Raw genomic sequence first — 17,551 nt, 5'->3', positions numbered from 1 at the left:
GACATGCAAAAGTCCATTCATAATCTTTTGGCGGCAGGCCTGCTCTCGGTCGGCGCCCTCTCAGCCGTTTCATCCACGTCGTCGGCGCAGTCCCTCGACCTCTACATCGGCCCGGACGGACGTCCTGAGCTGCGCGATAGATCTGGACCGTCGATACTACGAGGACGAGTACGAGCGGCCCGGCTGTAGCGAGCGGCAAGCGCTTCGTCGTGCATCGAGACTTGGACTACGTGATCCGGAAATTCAGACCGTGACACGCAGACAAATCGTCATCGATGGCGAACGGCGCGGGCGGTTCGTGACAGTCGCATTTGCTAACCGGCCCGGCTGTCCGCGCCTCGGCTAAGCGTGCTGCTTCATTAAACAGGCTGGACCGCCGCAAGTGCTCTATCATCGGCCAGTCAGTCAGTTCATCACAGGCTTCATCGCCTGGACTGATGGCATCAAGCCCCCGAGCGTAGTCATGTCGTTCAAGCAAAAGGCTGAGTTGGGCCGGTGGCGGGTTGCGTGAACCAGCGCGGTCCAGTGTCAGACATGAATATGTGGTCTTCGAGCCGGATACCGAACTGACCTGGTACGACGATCATCGGTTCGTTGGAGAAGCACATGCCGGCACGAAGGCGCGTGCCGTTACCGCGCACGATGTAAGGTTCTTCGTGGATCTCGAGGCCCAGACCATGACCGGCCCGATGGGGTAGGCCCGGTAATCTATAATCCGGACCAAGGCCCTCGCGCACGAGCACCGCTCGGGCCGCCTCATCCAGCATGCGAGCCTCCACGCCGATCTGCGCGGCTTCGAAGACCGCCTGTTGTGCCTCGCGCTCGATCGACCAGACGCGCTCAAACTCTGCGTCCGCCTCGTCCAGCATGTAGGTGCGGGTGAGGTCCGAGTGATAGCCGTCGATGCGTGTTCCCGTATCGACGAGGATCGCCTGTCCCTTCTCAAGCACCTGGTCGCCATCTGCCCCATGAGGCAGGGATGTGGCGGTTCCGAATGATACGATACAAAAGGTCGAGCCACCGGAGGCGCCGAGCGCGCGATGTTGTTCATCGATATAGCGCACGACATCGGAGGCCCGTATACCCGGCTCCATCATGACGTGCGCGCGTTTGTGAACCTCGAGGGTGAGATCCATCGCGTACTGGATCAGCGCGATTTCGGCTGCTGACTTGCAGAGCCTGAGACCACGGATCAAACGAGCACCATCACCGATGCGATCAACGCCGAGATTCCTGACGAGCTCATGATAGGCAAACAGCGGCAGCGCATCGTCGAGCGCGAGCTTATCAGTGGCTGCAAGCAGTGAAGCAATGAGCCGAGCGGGGCTTTCCTCTTCCTCCCAAGTGGCGATTTCGCCAGGCAGGTGCGGCAGTGTTTCCACGCGACTGCGCTCGAAACCCGGAACGATGTAAGTAAGTGTCGTGGGTGTCACCAGCGCACCGAGGAGACGTTCGCTTTGATGCCAGACAAGGCCAGTGAAATAGCGAAGGCTTTCTGTCGCTCCTATCAGAACGGCTGAGAAACCGGCAGCTTCCATGTTTTCGCGCAATCTTCCCAGTCGCGCATGTCTTTCCGTAGCGGAGATCGAGGCAGGGCGGGATGGCAAAGGCATGTCGGCTCCTATGTCAGAATCTTTGAGGCTTTTGCCAATGTACGAGGCCAAAACCCAACTGTCGATTTTATATATTTTCTATGTAGGCAATTTGTCGACAAGGATATTGGCGCGCGACACCCACCAAACGAAACGAAGGGAACAGAAGCCGATGTTCTTGTTCTGTGCTGAAAATTCGCTGAATGTACAAGGGGAACGCTGGCGGTCGCTTTCAGCGAAAGAACTCGAGATGCCCGAAGTCTTTTGCGCTCAACCGCAATGCTGTAGGTGTACAGCTATCGACCTAAGCGGGAATCATCGGGGAGAACAGCGCATGGAACTTCTGACGCTTCAAAATTTTGCGGGTTGTGTCGGCCAGTCGTTTGATCTGTCTCTTGGCGAGAGCACCGTGCCGCTGACCTTGGCGGAAGCTTCTCCGGGCACAACACAGATCCTGCCTGGCATGCGGCGCGCGCCTTTTTCCCTGGTGTTCCGCAGCAGTTCGGCGATCGTCCTGCCGCAGCAGATCTACCGCCTGAGGAATGCGTCGCTCGGCGCGCTGGAGATCTTCCTCGTACCGGTCGCCAGGGACAAGCAGGGCATCGTCTACCAGGCCGTATTCAATTGATGAGGTGAAAGGCGGTCAGAGACGCCCAGTCTCGGCGAGGTTGCAGCAAGACCATTCCATCTGGACGTGAGAACCACCATTCTCCTCGGCTCGAAAACCAAGACGATGGTAGAGAGCCTGCGCCCGGAAGTTATGCTGCTCGACGTGCAGGACGACGGCCTCGCAATCGGACACCGTCGCCTCGTGCTGAATGGCCGCCAACAGCGTGGTTCCGTGGCCTTGACGGCGCCATTGCGGCAAAACACCGATATCGACGATGAGCCAACGCTCCTTCTTCGCATCAAGATAGACGCGGCCGGCTGGCTCGCCTCCGATCTCGACAACGAGAAAATCTGTGTCGGGAAACGTCGCCATGTAGTGGCGATGCTGGAACAGGAACTGCTGTTGGAGAAAGGCGTGTTTCTGTTCGATTGACCAAGGCACCGCCGCCAGTTCCTCCGCTCGAAACGACCGGTAGAGCTGTAGCAGAAACGGAAAATCCTCGGATGTGGCGTGGCGCAAGGACATGCCCGCGACCGGCAGGCGAGGCGGATCGAGGCGTGCCGGAAATCCGATCGTGGCAATGTCGGCTGGCAACATCACCCGAACGACGGGAAGGTGCCGTTAAGGGCAATGCAGAAGTTCACGGCAAGATAAGGCTGTCGGTTTTCATGCGGCAGGTTGTTGCCCGCCAAGCCGATCATATTTGACGCGAATTGGGCATTCGGCTGAGCGTCCTTTGCCGTGACCGAGCTCTCGATGGGCACGGTCAACGCGTTGCCGGCAGAAGGTGCGCTTGCCCGTTTTGCCATGTCGGTCTGGTTGTAGATCGTGAACCCGTGCGTATGCGCCGGCATTTCCGACGTGCTCAGTGTGACGTTGTTTTCGCCGACAACCTCGCCGAGCGTGTGTTGCGAGAGCCCCTGTGCCATGCCCTGAGTGAAGCCGGCGCGGCCGGAAAAGTTTGGCAATTGAAAAGTGGAACTGCCATTGCCGCCGTAAGCTACGCCCAGTAATGAAAACAATGCCGTGTTCTGCTGAATTGCAAGCGTCGCGCCATTACAAAGCGCCCAATTGCGGGGCGCGAAATTGAAGCCGAAAAGCTGGATTTCACCAATGAAAGGCTCTGACATTTCTATTCCCTTATCGTGCAATGGGGGCTGCATCAGCTTTGCGACGGAAAGACACCGTATAGCGAGATGCAGAATTGCACCGTCAAGGTCGGCATCATATTGTCGTGGGGTTGGGTTTGTCCGGTGGGCCCGGTCGAGTTCGGGGACGTATTGAACCCATTAAGGCCAGTGACATCAGTGGCATACATCGTGTTGCCCGAGAGTGCGCCGAGTTCGGCGTTCGTTCCGATCGCGGTCGCGCTGGCTGCTGTCGTTGTCGCAAACATCGGATGGTTGTGCGGCGGCAGCTGGGTCGCGAGAAGGGTCACGGTTTCGGTGCCGCCAAGTTGGCCGGGCAAGCGCGTGCTCAGTCCTTGGCCGGTGCCCTGATGCAGGGGCACGCGACCGCGAAGGTCGGGCACGCCGAACGTATTCTGGCCGTCGCCGCCATAGGTGGTGCCAAGCAGCATGTACAGTGTGTCATATTCCGCGATTGACAGCAGCGAACCATCGCAGGCCTGCCAGCCGGTCGGCACGCGGGAAAAGCCAAACATCCGAATTTCCCCGATATAGGGAGTGCCCATTGTTATCCTCCGGCGGCTAGGTTCAATTGCGGGGCGGGTATACGCCCTGTAACGCAATGCAGAAACTGATGACGTTGAATGGCTGCATATTGGAGTGCGGCTGTCCGCCGCCCGCCGACGCGACGCTCTGGGGCGCCAGCACAACCTGCGCTTCGCCTGATGGCGCATAGATCGGCAGGGAGGTGGTACCGTAAAGCGTGTTCGTCGGGTTGCGCTGATTGGCCTCCGCAGTCGTCCCGTTGCCCTGATGTTGGTGGGCAGGAATCTGCTGCTGCATGAGGGTCACAGCTTCAATGCCACCGGCCTCTCCGATTTCATAGGGTGTCGGGTTCCAGCTGGGGTCGGCGGACGGACCGGCCGCTGCAGGCGTTCGCCCCTGCAGATTCGGCAGGGCAAAGGTGGTTGAGCCGTTGCCGCCGTAGTACGTCCCCAGCAAGGAGAACAGGGCCTGGTTCTGATTGATCCCCAAAATCTGGCCGTTGCACAGTGCAAAACCGCGCGGCGCAAAGCCGAACCCGCTCATCATGATCTGCCCCACAAAAGGTTCGCTCATGGTTGCCCCCATCCCGATAAAATTCGACGACTCTGGATTTATCCTGCGGCGCACTCTCTCTCATAACGAGCATCTTGGGAAGGGCGGTTTGACAAACTTTTTGAACGAGTTTCTCGCTAAAGTCGCACGATGCTGGGTTGTGTGACTCGAAAATACATGTCACTGGGTGAGGCGGTGAACGGACTGATCGTGACGATGGACTTGCGTCCATGTGACGTGCCGTGCGCACAAGGGCGGAACAATGGCGCAGAAATCGTTTGGTTGGGCAAACCTGGTGTGCGGATATCGCACGAACGTGGCCCACCTCCTTGCTTTGGTGATGTTCGCCTGCCTGGCGGCGCTGTGGCCGATATCAGCGGCTCAGGCGGCCTGTATTTCACCGCAGACGGCAACTATAAGCTCGGGCGGTACGGCAACCTTTACCTGCGCGGATTTCGGCTTTATTTCGCCGGCCAACATATCCCCGTCCCACGGCAGCCTGACCTTCGGAATGCCGTCGAACACTTCGGCGCTCATCTACACTAACAATGGCGACGGTGCGACATCCGACACGTTCATCGTCAAGGATGATTTCGCGACGCCGATTACATTCAACATCACGATCAATCCGTCGACCTCCCCGCTGACGGTCACGCCCTCGAGCGTTGCCACGCCGGTGATCGGCACGTCCTATAATCAGGCGCTCAGCACGAGCGGCGGAACCGGCCCCTATACCTATTCGCTCGTCGCAGGCAGCAATCTGCCGCCCGGCCTCTCCCTTTCCTCCTCCGGTATCATCTCCGGTACGCCGACCGGCTCGGGTCCCTACAATTTTACCGTCCGTGTTGTCGATTCGACGACGCCGACGGCCAATACGCTCGATAAAGCCTACAGCGTCCTCATCGCCCCGCCTACCATCGACGTAACACCGGATGCTCTGCCGGACGGTGGTGTCGGTACGGCCTATAGCGTCCAGTTTTCTGCAAGCGGCGGCACTCCCGGCTACACCTATACCCGCGACAGCGGCAGCCTGCCCCCCGGGCTTACGCTCTCGACCAGCGGTCTCCTGACCGGCACGCCATCTGCGGTTGGCAGTTCGACCTTCAACCTGAAGGTCCAGGACAGCACCACCATCTCGACCGGCGGGGTGCACTTCATCACGCAGAACGTTACGGTCACCGTGATTGCCTTCCCGCCGTTGTCGCTGACGCCGGCAAGCGGCACAGCGCTTTCGGCCGGCGTGGTGGGAACCTCCTATTCCAACGCATCGATCTCGGCGAGCGGGGGGTCTGGCACAATCACCTACGCGGTGACCGCCGGCGCACTGCCGGCAGGCCTCGGCATCAATGGATCGACTGGCGCGATCACCGGCACGCCTACAGTGGGCGCGATTGGAACCGCGAATTTCACTGTGACGGCGACGGCTGCGACTTCCGGTTCGGCTTCGGCCAGCTACTCGATCACGGTGTCAGCTCCGCCGGTGGTGCTGACGCCGGCGAGCGGCGCTTTGACCGGCGGTACCGTGGGGGTGTCCTACTCTAACACCTCGATCTCGGCGAGCGGCGGTGTCGGGACGATCACCTATGCAATTACGGCCGGCTCGCTGCCGGCGGGTCTTTCCATGAATACATCGACCGGTGCGATCAGCGGGACGCCGACGGCGGGCGGGTTCGGCACGGCGAACTTCACGGTGACGGCGACGGCCACCGGTTCCGCTTCGGCTAGCTACTCGATCGCGATCGTAGCACCGCCTGTGGTGCTGACACCGGCGAGCGGCGCCTTGGCGGGCGGCACGGTTGGCGTTGTGTATCCGGGTGTGTCAATTTCGGCGAGCGGTGGGTTGGGGACGATCAGTTACGCCGTGACATCAGGTGTTCTTCCTGCAGGCCTCGCCCTGAACCCGTCAACCGGTGCGATCAGTGGCACGCCGACGGCGGGCGGGTTCGGCACTTTCAACTTCACGGTGACGGCAACCGGCGCAACCGCGGGCTCGGCTTCGGCCAGCTATTCCATCACGGTGGCCGCGACGCCGGTGGTGCTGACGCCGTCAGATGGTACGACGCTAACGGCGGGAACCGTTGGCTCGGCCTATTCCGACGCATCGATTTCGGCGACCGGCGGCGCGGGCGCGATCACCTATTCGGTGACCGCTGGCGGTCTGCCCGCGGGCCTCACCCTGAATGCATCGACCGGTGCAATTAACGGCACGCCGACGGCGGGCGGGTTCGGTACGGCGAATTTCGCGGTGACGGCGACGGCCGCGACCAGCGGCTCGGCTACGGCCAACTATACGATCGTGATCGGAGCACCGCCGGTGGTGGTGACGCCGGCCACAACGGCTCTGATGGCCGGCACCGTCGGTTCTGCCTACTCGCAGACGATTTCGGCAAGCGGCGGTGTGGGTGCGTTCACCTATGTGGTTAGCAGCGGAGCGCTTCCCGATGGCCTCACTCTGAATGCGTCGACCGGCGCGATCAGCGGCACGCCAACTGCCGGTGCGTTCGGTACAGCGAATTTCACGGTGACGGCGACGGCGGCAACGGCGGGTTCTGCATCGGCGACCTACTCGATTGTGGTTGGAGCTCCGCCCGTGGTGCTGACGCCGGCAACCGGCACAGCGCTTTCCGGTGGCACGGTGGGCTTGTCCTATTCGGACAGGTGTCGGCACGTTCAGCTATGCGGTGACATCAGGCGCTCTTCCGGCGGGCCTTGCTCTTGATGCGGCCACCGGCGCGATATCAGGCACACCGACGGCAGCGGCACTCGGCACGGCGAATTTCACGGTGACTGTGACTGCTGCGACGAGCGGCACGGCCTCGGCGAGCTATTCGATCACGGTGGTGGCGCCACCCGTGGTGCTAACGCCAGCAAGCGGTACGGCGCTTTCGGGCGCCATGGTCGGGTTGTCCTATTCGGGTACGTCGATCTCCGCGAGCGGCGGTGTGGGTGCGTTCAGCTACACTGTAACGACCGGCGCCCTTCCGGCGGGCCTCGCCATTGATCCGGCAACCGGTGCGATATCAGGCACGCCGACGACGGCCGGCTTCGGCACGGCGAACTTCACGGTGACGGCGACAGCGGCCACGGCAGGTTCTGCCTCGGCGAACTACACGATCGTGGTGGGGGCGCCGCCGGTGGTGCTGACGCCGGCAAGCGGCACGGCGCTTTCGGCCGGCACGGTCGGTTCATCCTATTCGGACACCTCGGTCTCGGCAAGCGGCGGCGCAGGTGCGATCGGCTTTGCGGTGACCGCTGGATCCCTACCTCCCGGCCTCATGCTCAACGCATCGACCGGCGCGATCACCGGCACGCCGACTGATGCAGCGCTCGGCCAGGCGAGTTTCACGCTGACAGCGACGGCGGCAACCAGCGGTACCGCGTCGGCCAGCTACACGATTGTGGTGGGAGCGCCGGCCGTGGTGCTGATGCCGGCGAGCGGCGCTGCGCTGTCGGGTGGAACGGTGGGGATCTCCTACTCGGAGACCGCGATCTCGGCGAGCGGCGGTGTAGGCACATTCACTTATGCGGTGACCGCCGGCTCGCTTCCGGCGGGCCTGAGCATCGACACGGCGACCGGCGCGATTGCCGGCACACCGACGGTTGCAGCACTCGGCACGGCGAATTTCTCGGTTACGGCAACGGCGGCGACGAGCGGCTCGGCTGCGGCCAACTACTCGATCACCATCGCGGCCCCGCCGGTGGTGTTGACCCCGGCAAGCGGCGCATTGGTGGCCGGGATCGTCGGTTCGACCTATTCAGACACGTCGATCTCCGCGAGCGGCGGCGTGGGTACGATCAGCTATGCGGTGACGGCGGGTACGTTGCCGGCGGGCTTGACCATCGATGCGACAACAGGTGCCATCACCGGCACGCCGACGGCAGCGGCACTCGGCACGGCGAATTTCACGGTCACGGCGACGGCTGCAACCGCGGGCTCCGCCTCGACCGGCTACACGATCACAGTTGGTGCTCCGCCCGTGGTGCTGACGCCGGCAACCGGCACAGCGCTTTCCGGTGGCACGGTGGGCTCGTGGTGTCGGCACGTTCAGCTATGCGGTGACATCAGGCGCTCTTCCGGCGGGCCTTGCTCTTGATGCGGCCACCGGCGCGATATCAGGCACACCGACGGCGGCCGGTTTCGGCACGACGAGTTTCACCGTGACGGCAACCGCGGCGACCAGCGGTTCGGCTTCGGCCAATTACTCGATCGCCATTGGAGCGCCGGCTCTGGTGCTGACGCCGGCTACCGGCACGGCGCTTTCGGCCGGCACCGCCGGCTCGTCCTATTCGGATACGTCGATCTCGGCGAGCGGCGGTGTTGGTACGATCAGCTATACGGTGACCGCCGGATCGCTGCCGGCAGGCCTGAGCCTCAATGCGTCGAGCGGCGCGATATCAGGCACGCCGACGGCGGGCGCGCTCGGTACGGCGACCTTCACGGTAACGGCAACGGCGGCAGTAACCGGTTCCGTCTCTGCAAGCTACTCCATCGCAATCTGGGCCCCGACGCTGGTGTTGACCCCGGCAACCGGCACGGTGCTGTCAGCCGGAACGGTCGGCGTTGCCTACTCGGATACGTCGATCTCGGCGAGCGGCGGTGTTGGTACGATCAGCTATGCTGTAACGACCGGCTCGCTGCCGGTGGGCCTGAGCCTGAATGCGTCGAACGGCGCGATATCAGGCACGCCGACGGTCGGCGCGATCGGCACCGCGAACTTCACGGTGACGGCGACGGCGGCGAATAGCGGCTCTGCCAATGCGAGTTATTCGATCACGGTCGCAGCGGTGCCGGTAGTTTTGACGCCGGCTACCGGCGCGATGCTTTCATCCGGCACTCTTGGCGTCGCCTATTCGGACACGTCGATTTCTGCAAGCGGCGGCGTTGGTGGGTTTACCTACGCCGTGACATCAGGCGCCTTGCCTGGCGGTCTCATGCTGGATGCGTCAAGCGGCCGCATTTCCGGAAAGCCGTCCGCTGACGGCGACTTCCGCTTCACCGTGACGGCAACGGACGCGAGCGGCGCCACAGGCCAGGCGAACTACTCGCTTTCTATCCTACCCAGCAATTTTGTCTTCAGCCCGTCTGCCGGTGCGCTGCCAGACGCGATGGTCGGCGAAGCCTATTCTTCGCGCATTTCGGCGACCGGCGGCGTTGGCGCTCTGGTCTACAGCGTCAAGAGCGGCGACCTGCCGAAAGGCATGGTTCTCAACGTCTCCACCGGGGAATTGACCGGGCCACTCGCCAGCGACGCGACGCCCGACACCTACCGCTTCACCATCGCGGTGACCGACAGCCGCGGCGCCAGCGGATCGGCCACCTATACGCTGAAGCTGAACGGACGCTCTGTCACCGCGCCGGACTTCGTCATCGACGTTCCAGCGGGTTCGGCGCCGAACAACGTTTACCTCAACAGCGGCGCGACCGGTGGCCCGTTCATCAACGCCGCAATCGCCTCGGTCGAGCCTCCGATTGCCGGCAAAGCAGAAATCGTCGAGGGGGAACTTGCGGCCGCAGGCAGCTTCACACCGGTCGGCTACTATCTCAAGTTCACGCCCAACCCATCCTATTCCGGCTCTGCGGTTGTTGGTTACACGCTGCACAGCGCGTTCGGCTCCTCCAATGTCGGCCACGTAACCTATCGGATTGCGCTCGATCGCGTGGCAGTCGGAGAAGAGATCGACGGCCTCGTGCGCGACTTCGTCCGCACACGGCAGAACCTGCTTTCGTCGACGGTCCAGGTGCCGGGCCTTCTCGATCGACGTCGGGCTGCGGCGAGTACCGATCCGGTGACGACGGCTGTAACGCCCACGGACAAGGGCGCACGGCTCGGCTTCTCCTCCAGCCTCGCCCAGATCCAGGCAGCACGTGATGCAGCCGATGCGGCTGCAGCCGGCCAAACCTTCGTGAAGACTGACCAGCTCTTTGACATCTGGGTGAACGGTAGCTTCCTGTTCCACAAGGATGAAGATGACAAAAGCGACAAATGGGGCAATTTCGCGCTGTTCTCAGTTGGTGCCGACTATCTCATCAACGACCGTGCTTTGGTCGGCCTGTCCTTCCACTACGACTACATGACGGATCCGACGGCGGAGGACGCCGAACTGACCGGCAATGGCTGGCTCGCCGGCCCCTATGCCTCGTTCGAAATTGGGCAGGGCGTCTTCCTCGACGCCAACCTGCTCTATGGCGGCTCGTCGAACGACATAGATACCGGCATCTTCGGCGGCAGCTTCGACACCAGCCGCTGGATGGCGGATGTGAAGCTCACCGGCGAATGGCAGCTCGACGAGCTCACAGTTCTGACGCCGAAACTCAGAGCCGTCTATTTCAACGAGAAGACTGACGATTACACCGTGAAGAACGCGATCGGCGAGACGATCGATCTAAAGGGCTTCATCGAGGAACAGGCGCGCTTTAGCGTGGGGTTCGACGTCGAGCGGACGCTTGAGCTGGAAAACGGGTTGACCCTGTCGCCAACGGTCGGCGCGGATGTCGGCTTTGCCTCGCTCGATGGCGAAGGTCTGTTCGGACGGGTCGAGGCCGGGCTTGCACTTTCCAACAACGACAACTGGGACCTCGACTTCTCGCTGCTGTTCAACATCGAAGGTGACGGCTCGCAGTCGGCCGGTGCCAAAATCGGCGCGCGCGTCAGCTTCTGACAAACCGCGCGATGATCGGTGATAGCGGTCAGCTGGCGGCAATAAGGCGGCGCTGACTAGTGACTGTGCGGCGATTGCTGAGACGATCACGTGGTGAGTGGGCCTGAGGCACTGACGGTCGCAAAAGGGCGGGCCACCCCAACCTCGCAGGCGACGCGTTACATCGCCTTATTCCTCAAACCTGCGAAAGCGCTTGTTCTGAACATCAGGTCGCACAATGTATCGATCGGATCCATTCCGGTCGCGGCACTCGATTTCATCGACCGGCAGAACAATACCCAGTATGGTTCTGCTGTTTCAACTCCACCCGCACGCACGGCAACACCCACCTGAAACCGCTGGCAAACTTCGTGCAGGCAATGATGCTGGCTTTCGGGTCAAATCCGCTCACATCAGGATTTTTGTCAATCAGCCGAGCGTCTGCATGGGCGTGGTAAACGATCCTCGGAATAGAATGTGAGGGTCTATTTTGCCAGATGGCAACGCGGGCATCAGACCGTCTCGAGCCGGCCGAACCGAACCGGGATGAATTGCCGCGTCTCGAGTCGTCCCGCCGAATCCTTGTCAATGACAGTCAGAAACTGTTGTTCAGAGCCCATAGGAAGAACCAAACGGCCCATTGGCTTGAGCTGCTCGAGCAAAGCCGGCGGCGCCTCCTCGGCCGCCGCCGTAACCAGGATCTTGTCGAATGGCGCGCGTTCGGGCCAACCGCCAGACCCATCGCCGATACGAATGCCGACATTTGAGATGCCGAGGCTTCGGAGGAGAGCCTCGGCATGGCTTGCAAATTCCTCGATGATTTCAACGCTCCAAACCTGCCCGGCGAGCTCCGCGAGGATTGCGGCTTGGTAGCCCAAGCCGGTGCCGATCTCGAGCACTGCCTCATGCGGTTGGGGATCAAGGAGATCGATCATGAGAGCGACCATGAAGGGCTGCGACACGGTTTTATCGAAGCCGATCGGCAGCGGCATGTCCTGATAGGCAAAGGGCGCAGCCGGTGCGGGCACAAAGAGATGCCGGGGCACCTGGAGCATCGCTGCCATCACCCGTTCATCGAACGCCGCCTTGCCGAGTTCTTCGCTTTCAAGGTCGGCATAGATTGCAATCACCTCGACCATGTGCCTGCGCAGAACCGCGAGGTGCTTTTCGTTCATTGGCTTCATGAGCGCGGGCTCTCCTCAGCCAGGTGGGTGCCAGCTAGGTTTCTCACATTAAACGGCCATGGGTGTACGATCGCAAGATCAAAAGGCCAATAATGGCCCCAGCGATCCGGCGCCTCACAGGCAAAGGCTCAGAGGGGTGGAGCTGCGGATCCAGCAGTGATGTCGTGCATTGTCCCACTCGGTCCCTTCTCTTGCGTGGACTGTCGCGCGTGGCGCAATCTCGCTCAATTCAATGGGATTCCCATCCACCATAAAAGGCTCACCGAAGCCAGGTACAGGATGGCATCTGCAAGCATTCTCTGACCGGGCTTCAAAGTGGTACCGAGCGTTTCATTCCGGCAAGGCGATTGCCGCGCGTCTTCCTGGATCATCATTTCACACCTTCCCGTGGGTTCGCGCTCCAGCCCGATGGCCGCGGCGGCGCGCATCTGACTGGCGGGATATGCGAAGCCCGGCTACATTAATCAAATGAATCAGGGCCATGTCGAATATGCGTGACGTTCATAATCTCGATCTCAATCTCGTGCGGATCTTCAATGCGGTGCTGGACGAGCGTGGCGTCACCCGGGCAGCCGAGCGCCTGCATCTGACGCAATCGGCTGTCAGCCATGCCTTGGCGCGACTGCGCGAGATCATCGGCGACGAACTGTTCATCCGCGGCTTCGACGGCATGCACCCGACGCCCCGGGCGGCCGAATTGGCGCAAGCGTTCAAACCGGCCCTCGTTCAGATCGAGGCTGCGTTGTCCGAGCCGGTTTTCAATCCGGCAACGTCCGAGGTCGAGTTTTCGATCTCGACTTCGGACTACATCACCGCAACGATTGTCCCGGATTTGATGTCGCGCATGCGCAAGGCGGCGCCGAACGCGCGCTGCCGCGTGCGCGCGCTCAGTGAAATGAACATCACCGAGGAACTCGATCGCGGAACAATCCATGTCGCCATCGGCGTTTTCGGCAAGACGCCCTCGCGCTTCGTCAGCGAACCGCTGTTTTCGGACCAAAGCGTCTGGCTGATGCGCCGGGATCATCCCGCCGCCAGGGGCGCCTTCGGCCTGCGCGAACTTTCGCTCTATCCGCAGATCGACATTCTGATCTCCGACCAGATCCAGGCGGGTGCTGGCGCGACAATCGATCAAGGCGGGCTGGAACGCGCCTATATCACCAGCAATCCGCGTCATATTGAGGCCCTGCTTGGTGCCGAAGGCCTGGTACGCAAGGTCGGAGCCACCGTTTCTCACATTTTGGCCGTGCCCTCGCTGGTGGCTGCGACCGATATGCTCGCCTTCACGCCGCTGCAATTTGCCAAGCGCGCCGCCAAGGCACTCGACCTGACCTGGCGGGAGCCGCCCTACCAGGCGCCGGCGTTTCAGATCTCCATGCTGTCACATCGCACCATGGGCGCACATCCGTCGGTGCAATGGCTGCGCAATGAACTGATCGAAAGCGCCAGGCGCTATGGCGTCGAAGAATGACGCCGGTATCTTTGATCTGCATGAATGGCACTCATTTCTCACATGCTCAATGATCATTTCATTCATTGCCGCTCAGGGCTCATATTGTCGAAATCTTGATCTGGTCCAACGGACCCAAAGGATTTACGGCAATGAACGCAGTCGTCACGGAACTTCCCGTTCAGGACAAGCGAACGGCTCCGATGCAGACCCCAGCAACCGGCCGGTCGCAGAGCGAAGAGCCGAGGCAAACGAAAAAGCAGCGCCGCAAGCGGAGCTATCTCGCCCTTACGCGCGCCGCCGTCATCGTCATGGGCATAGGTCTTGCCACGGTGATACCGCTCGGCTGGGGGCAGTGGGTGGCCGGTTTCACCGACCAATCGACTGACAACGCCTATCTGCGCGCCGACATAACGCCGGTTAGCACGCAGATCGGCGGACATGTTCGCGCCGTTCTCGTCAGGGACTTCGAGCGCGTGCACGCCGGCGATATCCTGGCCGAAATCGATCCTGCCGAATATCTGGCAAAGGTCAGCCGTGTGCGGGCTGCCGTATCGGCGGCCGAAGCGGCGATCCGCAATGTCGATAGCCGCGTGCGGTTGCAGCACCGCATCATCGCGCAGGCGCAAGCGAGCATTCAGGCGACGGCCGCAGACCGCGATCGCGCGGCCGCCGAGCATGGTCGGCAGAAGACACTCGCCCGCGACGGCTGGTCGACCGGCCAGAGGCTGGAAGAGGCGCTTGCCGCCATCCGCCGCTTCGAAGCCCAGATGATCGAGAAGCAGGCCGAAGTCGATGCCGAGCGGCAGCAGTTGGACGTGTTGGGCACGCAGCGCGAACAGGCATCGGCCGAGCTTGCCAGTCGGCGCGCCGAGCTTCAGCTTGCCGAAATCGAACTTGGCTATACCAAGGTCATCGCGCCGACCGACGGCGTCGTCAATGTGAGCAGTGTGCGTGCCGGCCAGTATGTGTCGGCTGGGACGCGCGTGATCTCCGTCGTTCCGCTGCCGAATGTCTATGTGGTGGCGAACTACAAGGAAACGCAACTCGGCAAAGTCCGGGTCGGCCAGGCCGTCACGATCGCCGTCGATATGTTTCCGGGCGAACGCCTTGCCGGCCGCATAGAGCAGATCTCGCCCGCGAGCGGTTCGGAATTCGCCCTGTTGCCTGCCGACAACGCCACCGGCAACTTCACCAAGGTCGCCCAGCGCATCGCGGTGAAGATAGCGCTGACCGATGTGCCCGAGGGGCTGCGCCAGCAGTTGCGGCCCGGCATGTCGGTCGTGTCGACCATTCACACCGATACGCCCGCGAAGCTCTGAGGACGGGGAGGGCTGACGATGACATCCGTTGCGATCGCAAAGCCTGGCGTGCCGTTGCCAAGCGTGAAAACCATCGTGGCGATCGGAGCCGTGCTCCTCGGCACCTTTACCTCGATCCTCAATTCGCGCCTGACAGAAATCGGGCTGGCGGATATCAGAGGCGCACTCGGTCTCGGCTTCGACGAAGCGTCTTGGATCACGACGGCCTATATCGTCGCCGAGGTCACCGCGATCCCGGCCGCAGTCTGGCTGCGCGGCATTCTCTCGCCGACGCGCGGGGTCATCATCGGCGCGGGGTTGTTTTCAATCTTTTCGCTCGCCGTTCCGCTCAGCCCGAACCTGCAGGTGCTTTTGACATTGCAGGCGCTGAGGGGACTGAGCGCCGGCATCCTCATTCCGATGGCTTATGCCGTCATCATGCGCCACTTGCCGCAGCAGCAGCGCCTGTATGGTCTGTCGCTCTATGCGTTGATTTCGACTGTCACACCCAGCCTTTCGGTCTCGCTCGAGGCCTGGGTGACCGATCGCCTGTCCTGGCAGTTCCTCTTCTGGCTCAATGCCGTCCCCGGCGCGCTGACAGTCTTTGCCGCCGGTTATGGCCTGGCGCACGAGCCGATCAAATATATGCGTTTCCGCAAGGTGGACGGTTTTGGGCTCCTGGCACTTTCGCTTGGTCTGGCGGCGTTGGTAACGGCGCTCGACCAGGGCAACAGGCTGGACTGGCTGCACTCGGGCCCGATCGTCGGGTTGCTTCTGGCCGGCGTGTTCCTGATCGGCGCCTACTTCATCCACGCCGTGCTGCATCCGAAGCCTGTCGTCAGTCCGAAGCTGCTTTGGCGGCGCAATGTCGGGCTCGGATTGCTGATGATGTTTGCCGTCAGGCTCGCCATCATGTCATCCGCCTTCCTGATCCCGCAATATCTGATCCGCGTTCAGGGCTACCGGGCGCTCGAAAGCGGCGGGCTGTTTCTCAATGCGGTTATCCCGCAATTGCTGCTGACGCCCGTCGTCGCCTGGCTCTGCTACAGGGTCGACCCGCGCAATCTCTTGGCCGTAGGCGGGATCCTGACCGGCGGCGGCATCCTGATGGCGGTCAATCTCAGCAGTGTCTGGGCGGCCGGCGATTTCCTGTTGCCGTTGATGCTGCAGGCGCTCGGGGCGCCGCTGCTGGCGGTGCCGACCATGGTGCTGATCACCGAAGACATCCAGTTTCAGGAAATACCCTGGATCGCTTCGCTCGTGCATATCGTCAGGACGGTCGGGTCGGCCGTCGGCATGGCGCTTGTTGCGACGGTCGTTCGCGTGCAGGAGCAGGTCCATTCCAACCTGATCGGTCTTCATGTGCACAGCGGCAACCCCGAAGCACTCTCTCGCATGGAGGCGCTCGCGCGCACCCTTCGGCCACGGGCGCCAGGCGAACAGGATGCGGTGGGCCAGGCGACGGCAATGGTCGCCAGGGTCGTGCAGCGAGAGGCCTATACAATGAGCTACGCCGACGCCTTCTTCCTGCTCGGCATCATCATGCTGCTGGCGACGGTGGCGTCGCTCGTCATGCGCCGGCCGTCGCTGCCGGGGCGATTTCTGTAGCGGCGGCAATCGTATGCAGTCCGGTAGGCACTCTGGCTGGGCGCTTACGCGCCGAGCTTCGTGCGCTCGGAAAGACGCCAGGCTCTGGGTGTCATGCCGGTCTGACGCAGGAAGAAGCGAGAGAAATAAGCGGGATCGGCGAAGCCGAGCCGGAAGCTGATCTCCTGCACGCTGCCGCGGGTGAAGACGAGCTCGCGCCGTGCTTCGTCCGTCAGCTTGCGTGCGATGATCTCGTGGGCGCTTTGGCCGGTGATGCTGCGGGCGATACGGTTGAGATGCGTCGGCGATAGGCCGATCTCGCGTGCGTAGAACGCTGCAGGCTTGTGCGTGCGATGATGTTGCTGGACGAGGCTGATGAAAAGTTCGACGCGTTGCTCGTTTTCCGTGTCGGCGGCGTCGTCCTCGACGGGTTGCGCTTCATCGAGGCGGGCGCCCAGTGTCAACGCCGACGTTAGATAGGCGTCGAGCAGATCGGTGCGGTGGCTCCGGTTGGCTTCCCACTCCGCACCCAGCCGGGCAAGGGTCAATGCCACATACCGGCTGTCGTCGCCGCCGTCGAGGCGGGTGAGACGCGGCGTCGCCATCCAGGCGCCGAGGCGGCTGCGCTCGCCGGGCGATACCCTGAGATGCGTTGCGAGGACCGTGAACACGAACCCGTCGATGTCACGGGAAAAGCGGAAGCCATGGCTGATCGCCGGCGGCACGGTGATCATCACCGGTGGGCGAATGGGGTGCGCCGTGTCGCCGAACACCGCGTCTCCCGATCCGCCGGCAATGTACAGGATCTGAAAGAAACTCTCATGGCGATGCAGCCCGATCTCCCAATGATGCTGGCTGCTGCGCGACGGGATCGTCTCACAATGCAGCCAGAAATCCGGCCGTTCCAGCGATTGTTCGCCGTAAAGCTGGTAGGTTGGAACCGTCCTTTTCATCGACCGCATC

Annotated in this window: 14 protein-coding genes; 8 read left to right on the top strand and 6 right to left on the bottom strand. The window is 62.1% G+C overall.

Features of this window, described 5'->3' with window-relative positions; translation table 11 throughout:
* Window positions 1-470 precede the first annotated feature (470 nt).
* Window positions 471-1,613, bottom strand: a complete 1,143-nt coding sequence (locus ASD00_RS03785) for a Xaa-Pro peptidase family protein (protein WP_057204767.1) — start codon at window positions 1,611-1,613, stop codon at window positions 471-473.
* Window positions 1,614-1,650: 37 nt separating this feature from the next.
* Here ASD00_RS03785 and ASD00_RS41365 point away from each other — a divergent pair, with 37 nt between their 5' ends.
* Both ASD00_RS41365 and ASD00_RS41360 read left to right on the top strand, forming a co-directional pair.
* Complete coding sequence (locus ASD00_RS41365) at window positions 1,651-2,220, top strand: hypothetical protein (RefSeq protein WP_244495996.1); 570 nt, start codon at window positions 1,651-1,653, stop codon at window positions 2,218-2,220.
* A gap of 132 nt (window positions 2,221-2,352) precedes the next feature.
* Window positions 2,353-2,634: a hypothetical protein gene (locus tag ASD00_RS41360; protein ID WP_228751018.1), complete on the top strand. Its 282-nt coding sequence runs from the start codon at window positions 2,353-2,355 to the stop codon at window positions 2,632-2,634.
* Window positions 2,635-2,798: 164 nt separating this feature from the next.
* Here the strand turns inward: ASD00_RS41360 and ASD00_RS03770 are convergent, their stop codons facing one another.
* From ASD00_RS03770 to ASD00_RS03760, 3 genes are read right to left on the bottom strand one after another with little or no spacing between them, the layout of a single operon-like run.
* Entirely contained in the window at window positions 2,799-3,353 is a 555-nt protein-coding gene (locus tag ASD00_RS03770; protein ID WP_244495995.1) for a tail fiber protein, read from the bottom strand.
* Between the two features lie 11 nt (window positions 3,354-3,364).
* Window positions 3,365-3,865, bottom strand: coding sequence for a tail fiber protein (locus ASD00_RS03765; protein ID WP_234907811.1), 501 nt, complete (start codon window positions 3,863-3,865; stop codon window positions 3,365-3,367).
* 52 nt (window positions 3,866-3,917) lie between these two features.
* Entirely contained in the window at window positions 3,918-4,448 is a 531-nt protein-coding gene (locus ASD00_RS03760; RefSeq protein ID WP_057204819.1) for a tail fiber protein, read from the bottom strand.
* Window positions 4,449-4,743: 295 nt separating this feature from the next.
* On the opposite strand from ASD00_RS03760, the gene ASD00_RS03755 reads away from it, so the two are divergent.
* Genes ASD00_RS03755 through ASD00_RS03745 form a run of 3 tightly spaced genes read left to right on the top strand, consistent with a single transcriptional unit; the run spans window position 4,744 to window position 11,087 of the window.
* The gene (locus ASD00_RS03755) at window positions 4,744-7,146 is read left to right on the top strand and encodes an Ig domain-containing protein (RefSeq protein WP_162249707.1); all 2,403 of its coding nucleotides are present in this window, start codon (window positions 4,744-4,746) and stop codon (window positions 7,144-7,146) included.
* Window positions 7,109-8,521 carry an Ig domain-containing protein gene (locus tag ASD00_RS03750; RefSeq protein WP_057204754.1) on the top strand — a complete coding sequence of 471 codons (1,413 nt, stop codon included), beginning with the start codon at window positions 7,109-7,111 and terminating at the stop codon, window positions 8,519-8,521. The genes ASD00_RS03755 and ASD00_RS03750 overlap by 38 nt, the downstream gene beginning before the upstream one ends.
* Window positions 8,442-11,087: a putative Ig domain-containing protein gene (locus ASD00_RS03745; protein ID WP_082523431.1), complete on the top strand. Its 2,646-nt coding sequence runs from the start codon at window positions 8,442-8,444 to the stop codon at window positions 11,085-11,087. Before ASD00_RS03750 ends, ASD00_RS03745 begins: the two co-directional genes overlap by 80 nt.
* Before the next feature lie 491 nt (window positions 11,088-11,578).
* On the opposite strand, the gene ASD00_RS03740 is transcribed toward ASD00_RS03745, so the two are convergent.
* Window positions 11,579-12,250, bottom strand: a complete 672-nt coding sequence (locus ASD00_RS03740) for a protein-L-isoaspartate(D-aspartate) O-methyltransferase (protein ID WP_057204750.1) — start codon at window positions 12,248-12,250, stop codon at window positions 11,579-11,581.
* Between the two features lie 481 nt (window positions 12,251-12,731).
* On the opposite strand from ASD00_RS03740, the gene ASD00_RS03735 reads away from it, so the two are divergent.
* From ASD00_RS03735 to ASD00_RS03725, 3 genes are all read left to right on the top strand, one after another.
* Window positions 12,732-13,721 (top strand): LysR family transcriptional regulator, encoded by a 990-nt coding sequence (locus ASD00_RS03735; RefSeq protein ID WP_057204748.1) that lies wholly within the window; start codon window positions 12,732-12,734, stop codon window positions 13,719-13,721.
* Window positions 13,722-13,852: 131 nt separating this feature from the next.
* Window positions 13,853-15,022 (top strand): HlyD family secretion protein, encoded by a 1,170-nt coding sequence (locus tag ASD00_RS03730; protein WP_057204746.1) that lies wholly within the window; start codon window positions 13,853-13,855, stop codon window positions 15,020-15,022.
* Between the two features lie 18 nt (window positions 15,023-15,040).
* Window positions 15,041-16,609 carry a DHA2 family efflux MFS transporter permease subunit gene (locus tag ASD00_RS03725; RefSeq protein WP_057204744.1) on the top strand — a complete coding sequence of 523 codons (1,569 nt, stop codon included), beginning with the start codon at window positions 15,041-15,043 and terminating at the stop codon, window positions 16,607-16,609.
* A gap of 44 nt (window positions 16,610-16,653) precedes the next feature.
* Here ASD00_RS03725 and ASD00_RS03720 read toward each other — a convergent pair whose 3' ends face one another.
* The gene (locus ASD00_RS03720; RefSeq protein WP_057204817.1) at window positions 16,654-17,541 is read right to left on the bottom strand and encodes a helix-turn-helix domain-containing protein; all 888 of its coding nucleotides are present in this window, start codon (window positions 17,539-17,541) and stop codon (window positions 16,654-16,656) included.
* Window positions 17,542-17,551 lie beyond the last annotated feature (10 nt).

This window comes from Ensifer sp. Root31, from assembly GCF_001424825.1.
GTDB classification, from domain to species: Bacteria; Pseudomonadota; Alphaproteobacteria; order Rhizobiales; family Rhizobiaceae; genus Ensifer; species Ensifer canadensis.
The sequence above is the reverse complement of the archived record's forward strand: the minus strand, read 5'-3'. Positions and strand labels throughout refer to the sequence as shown.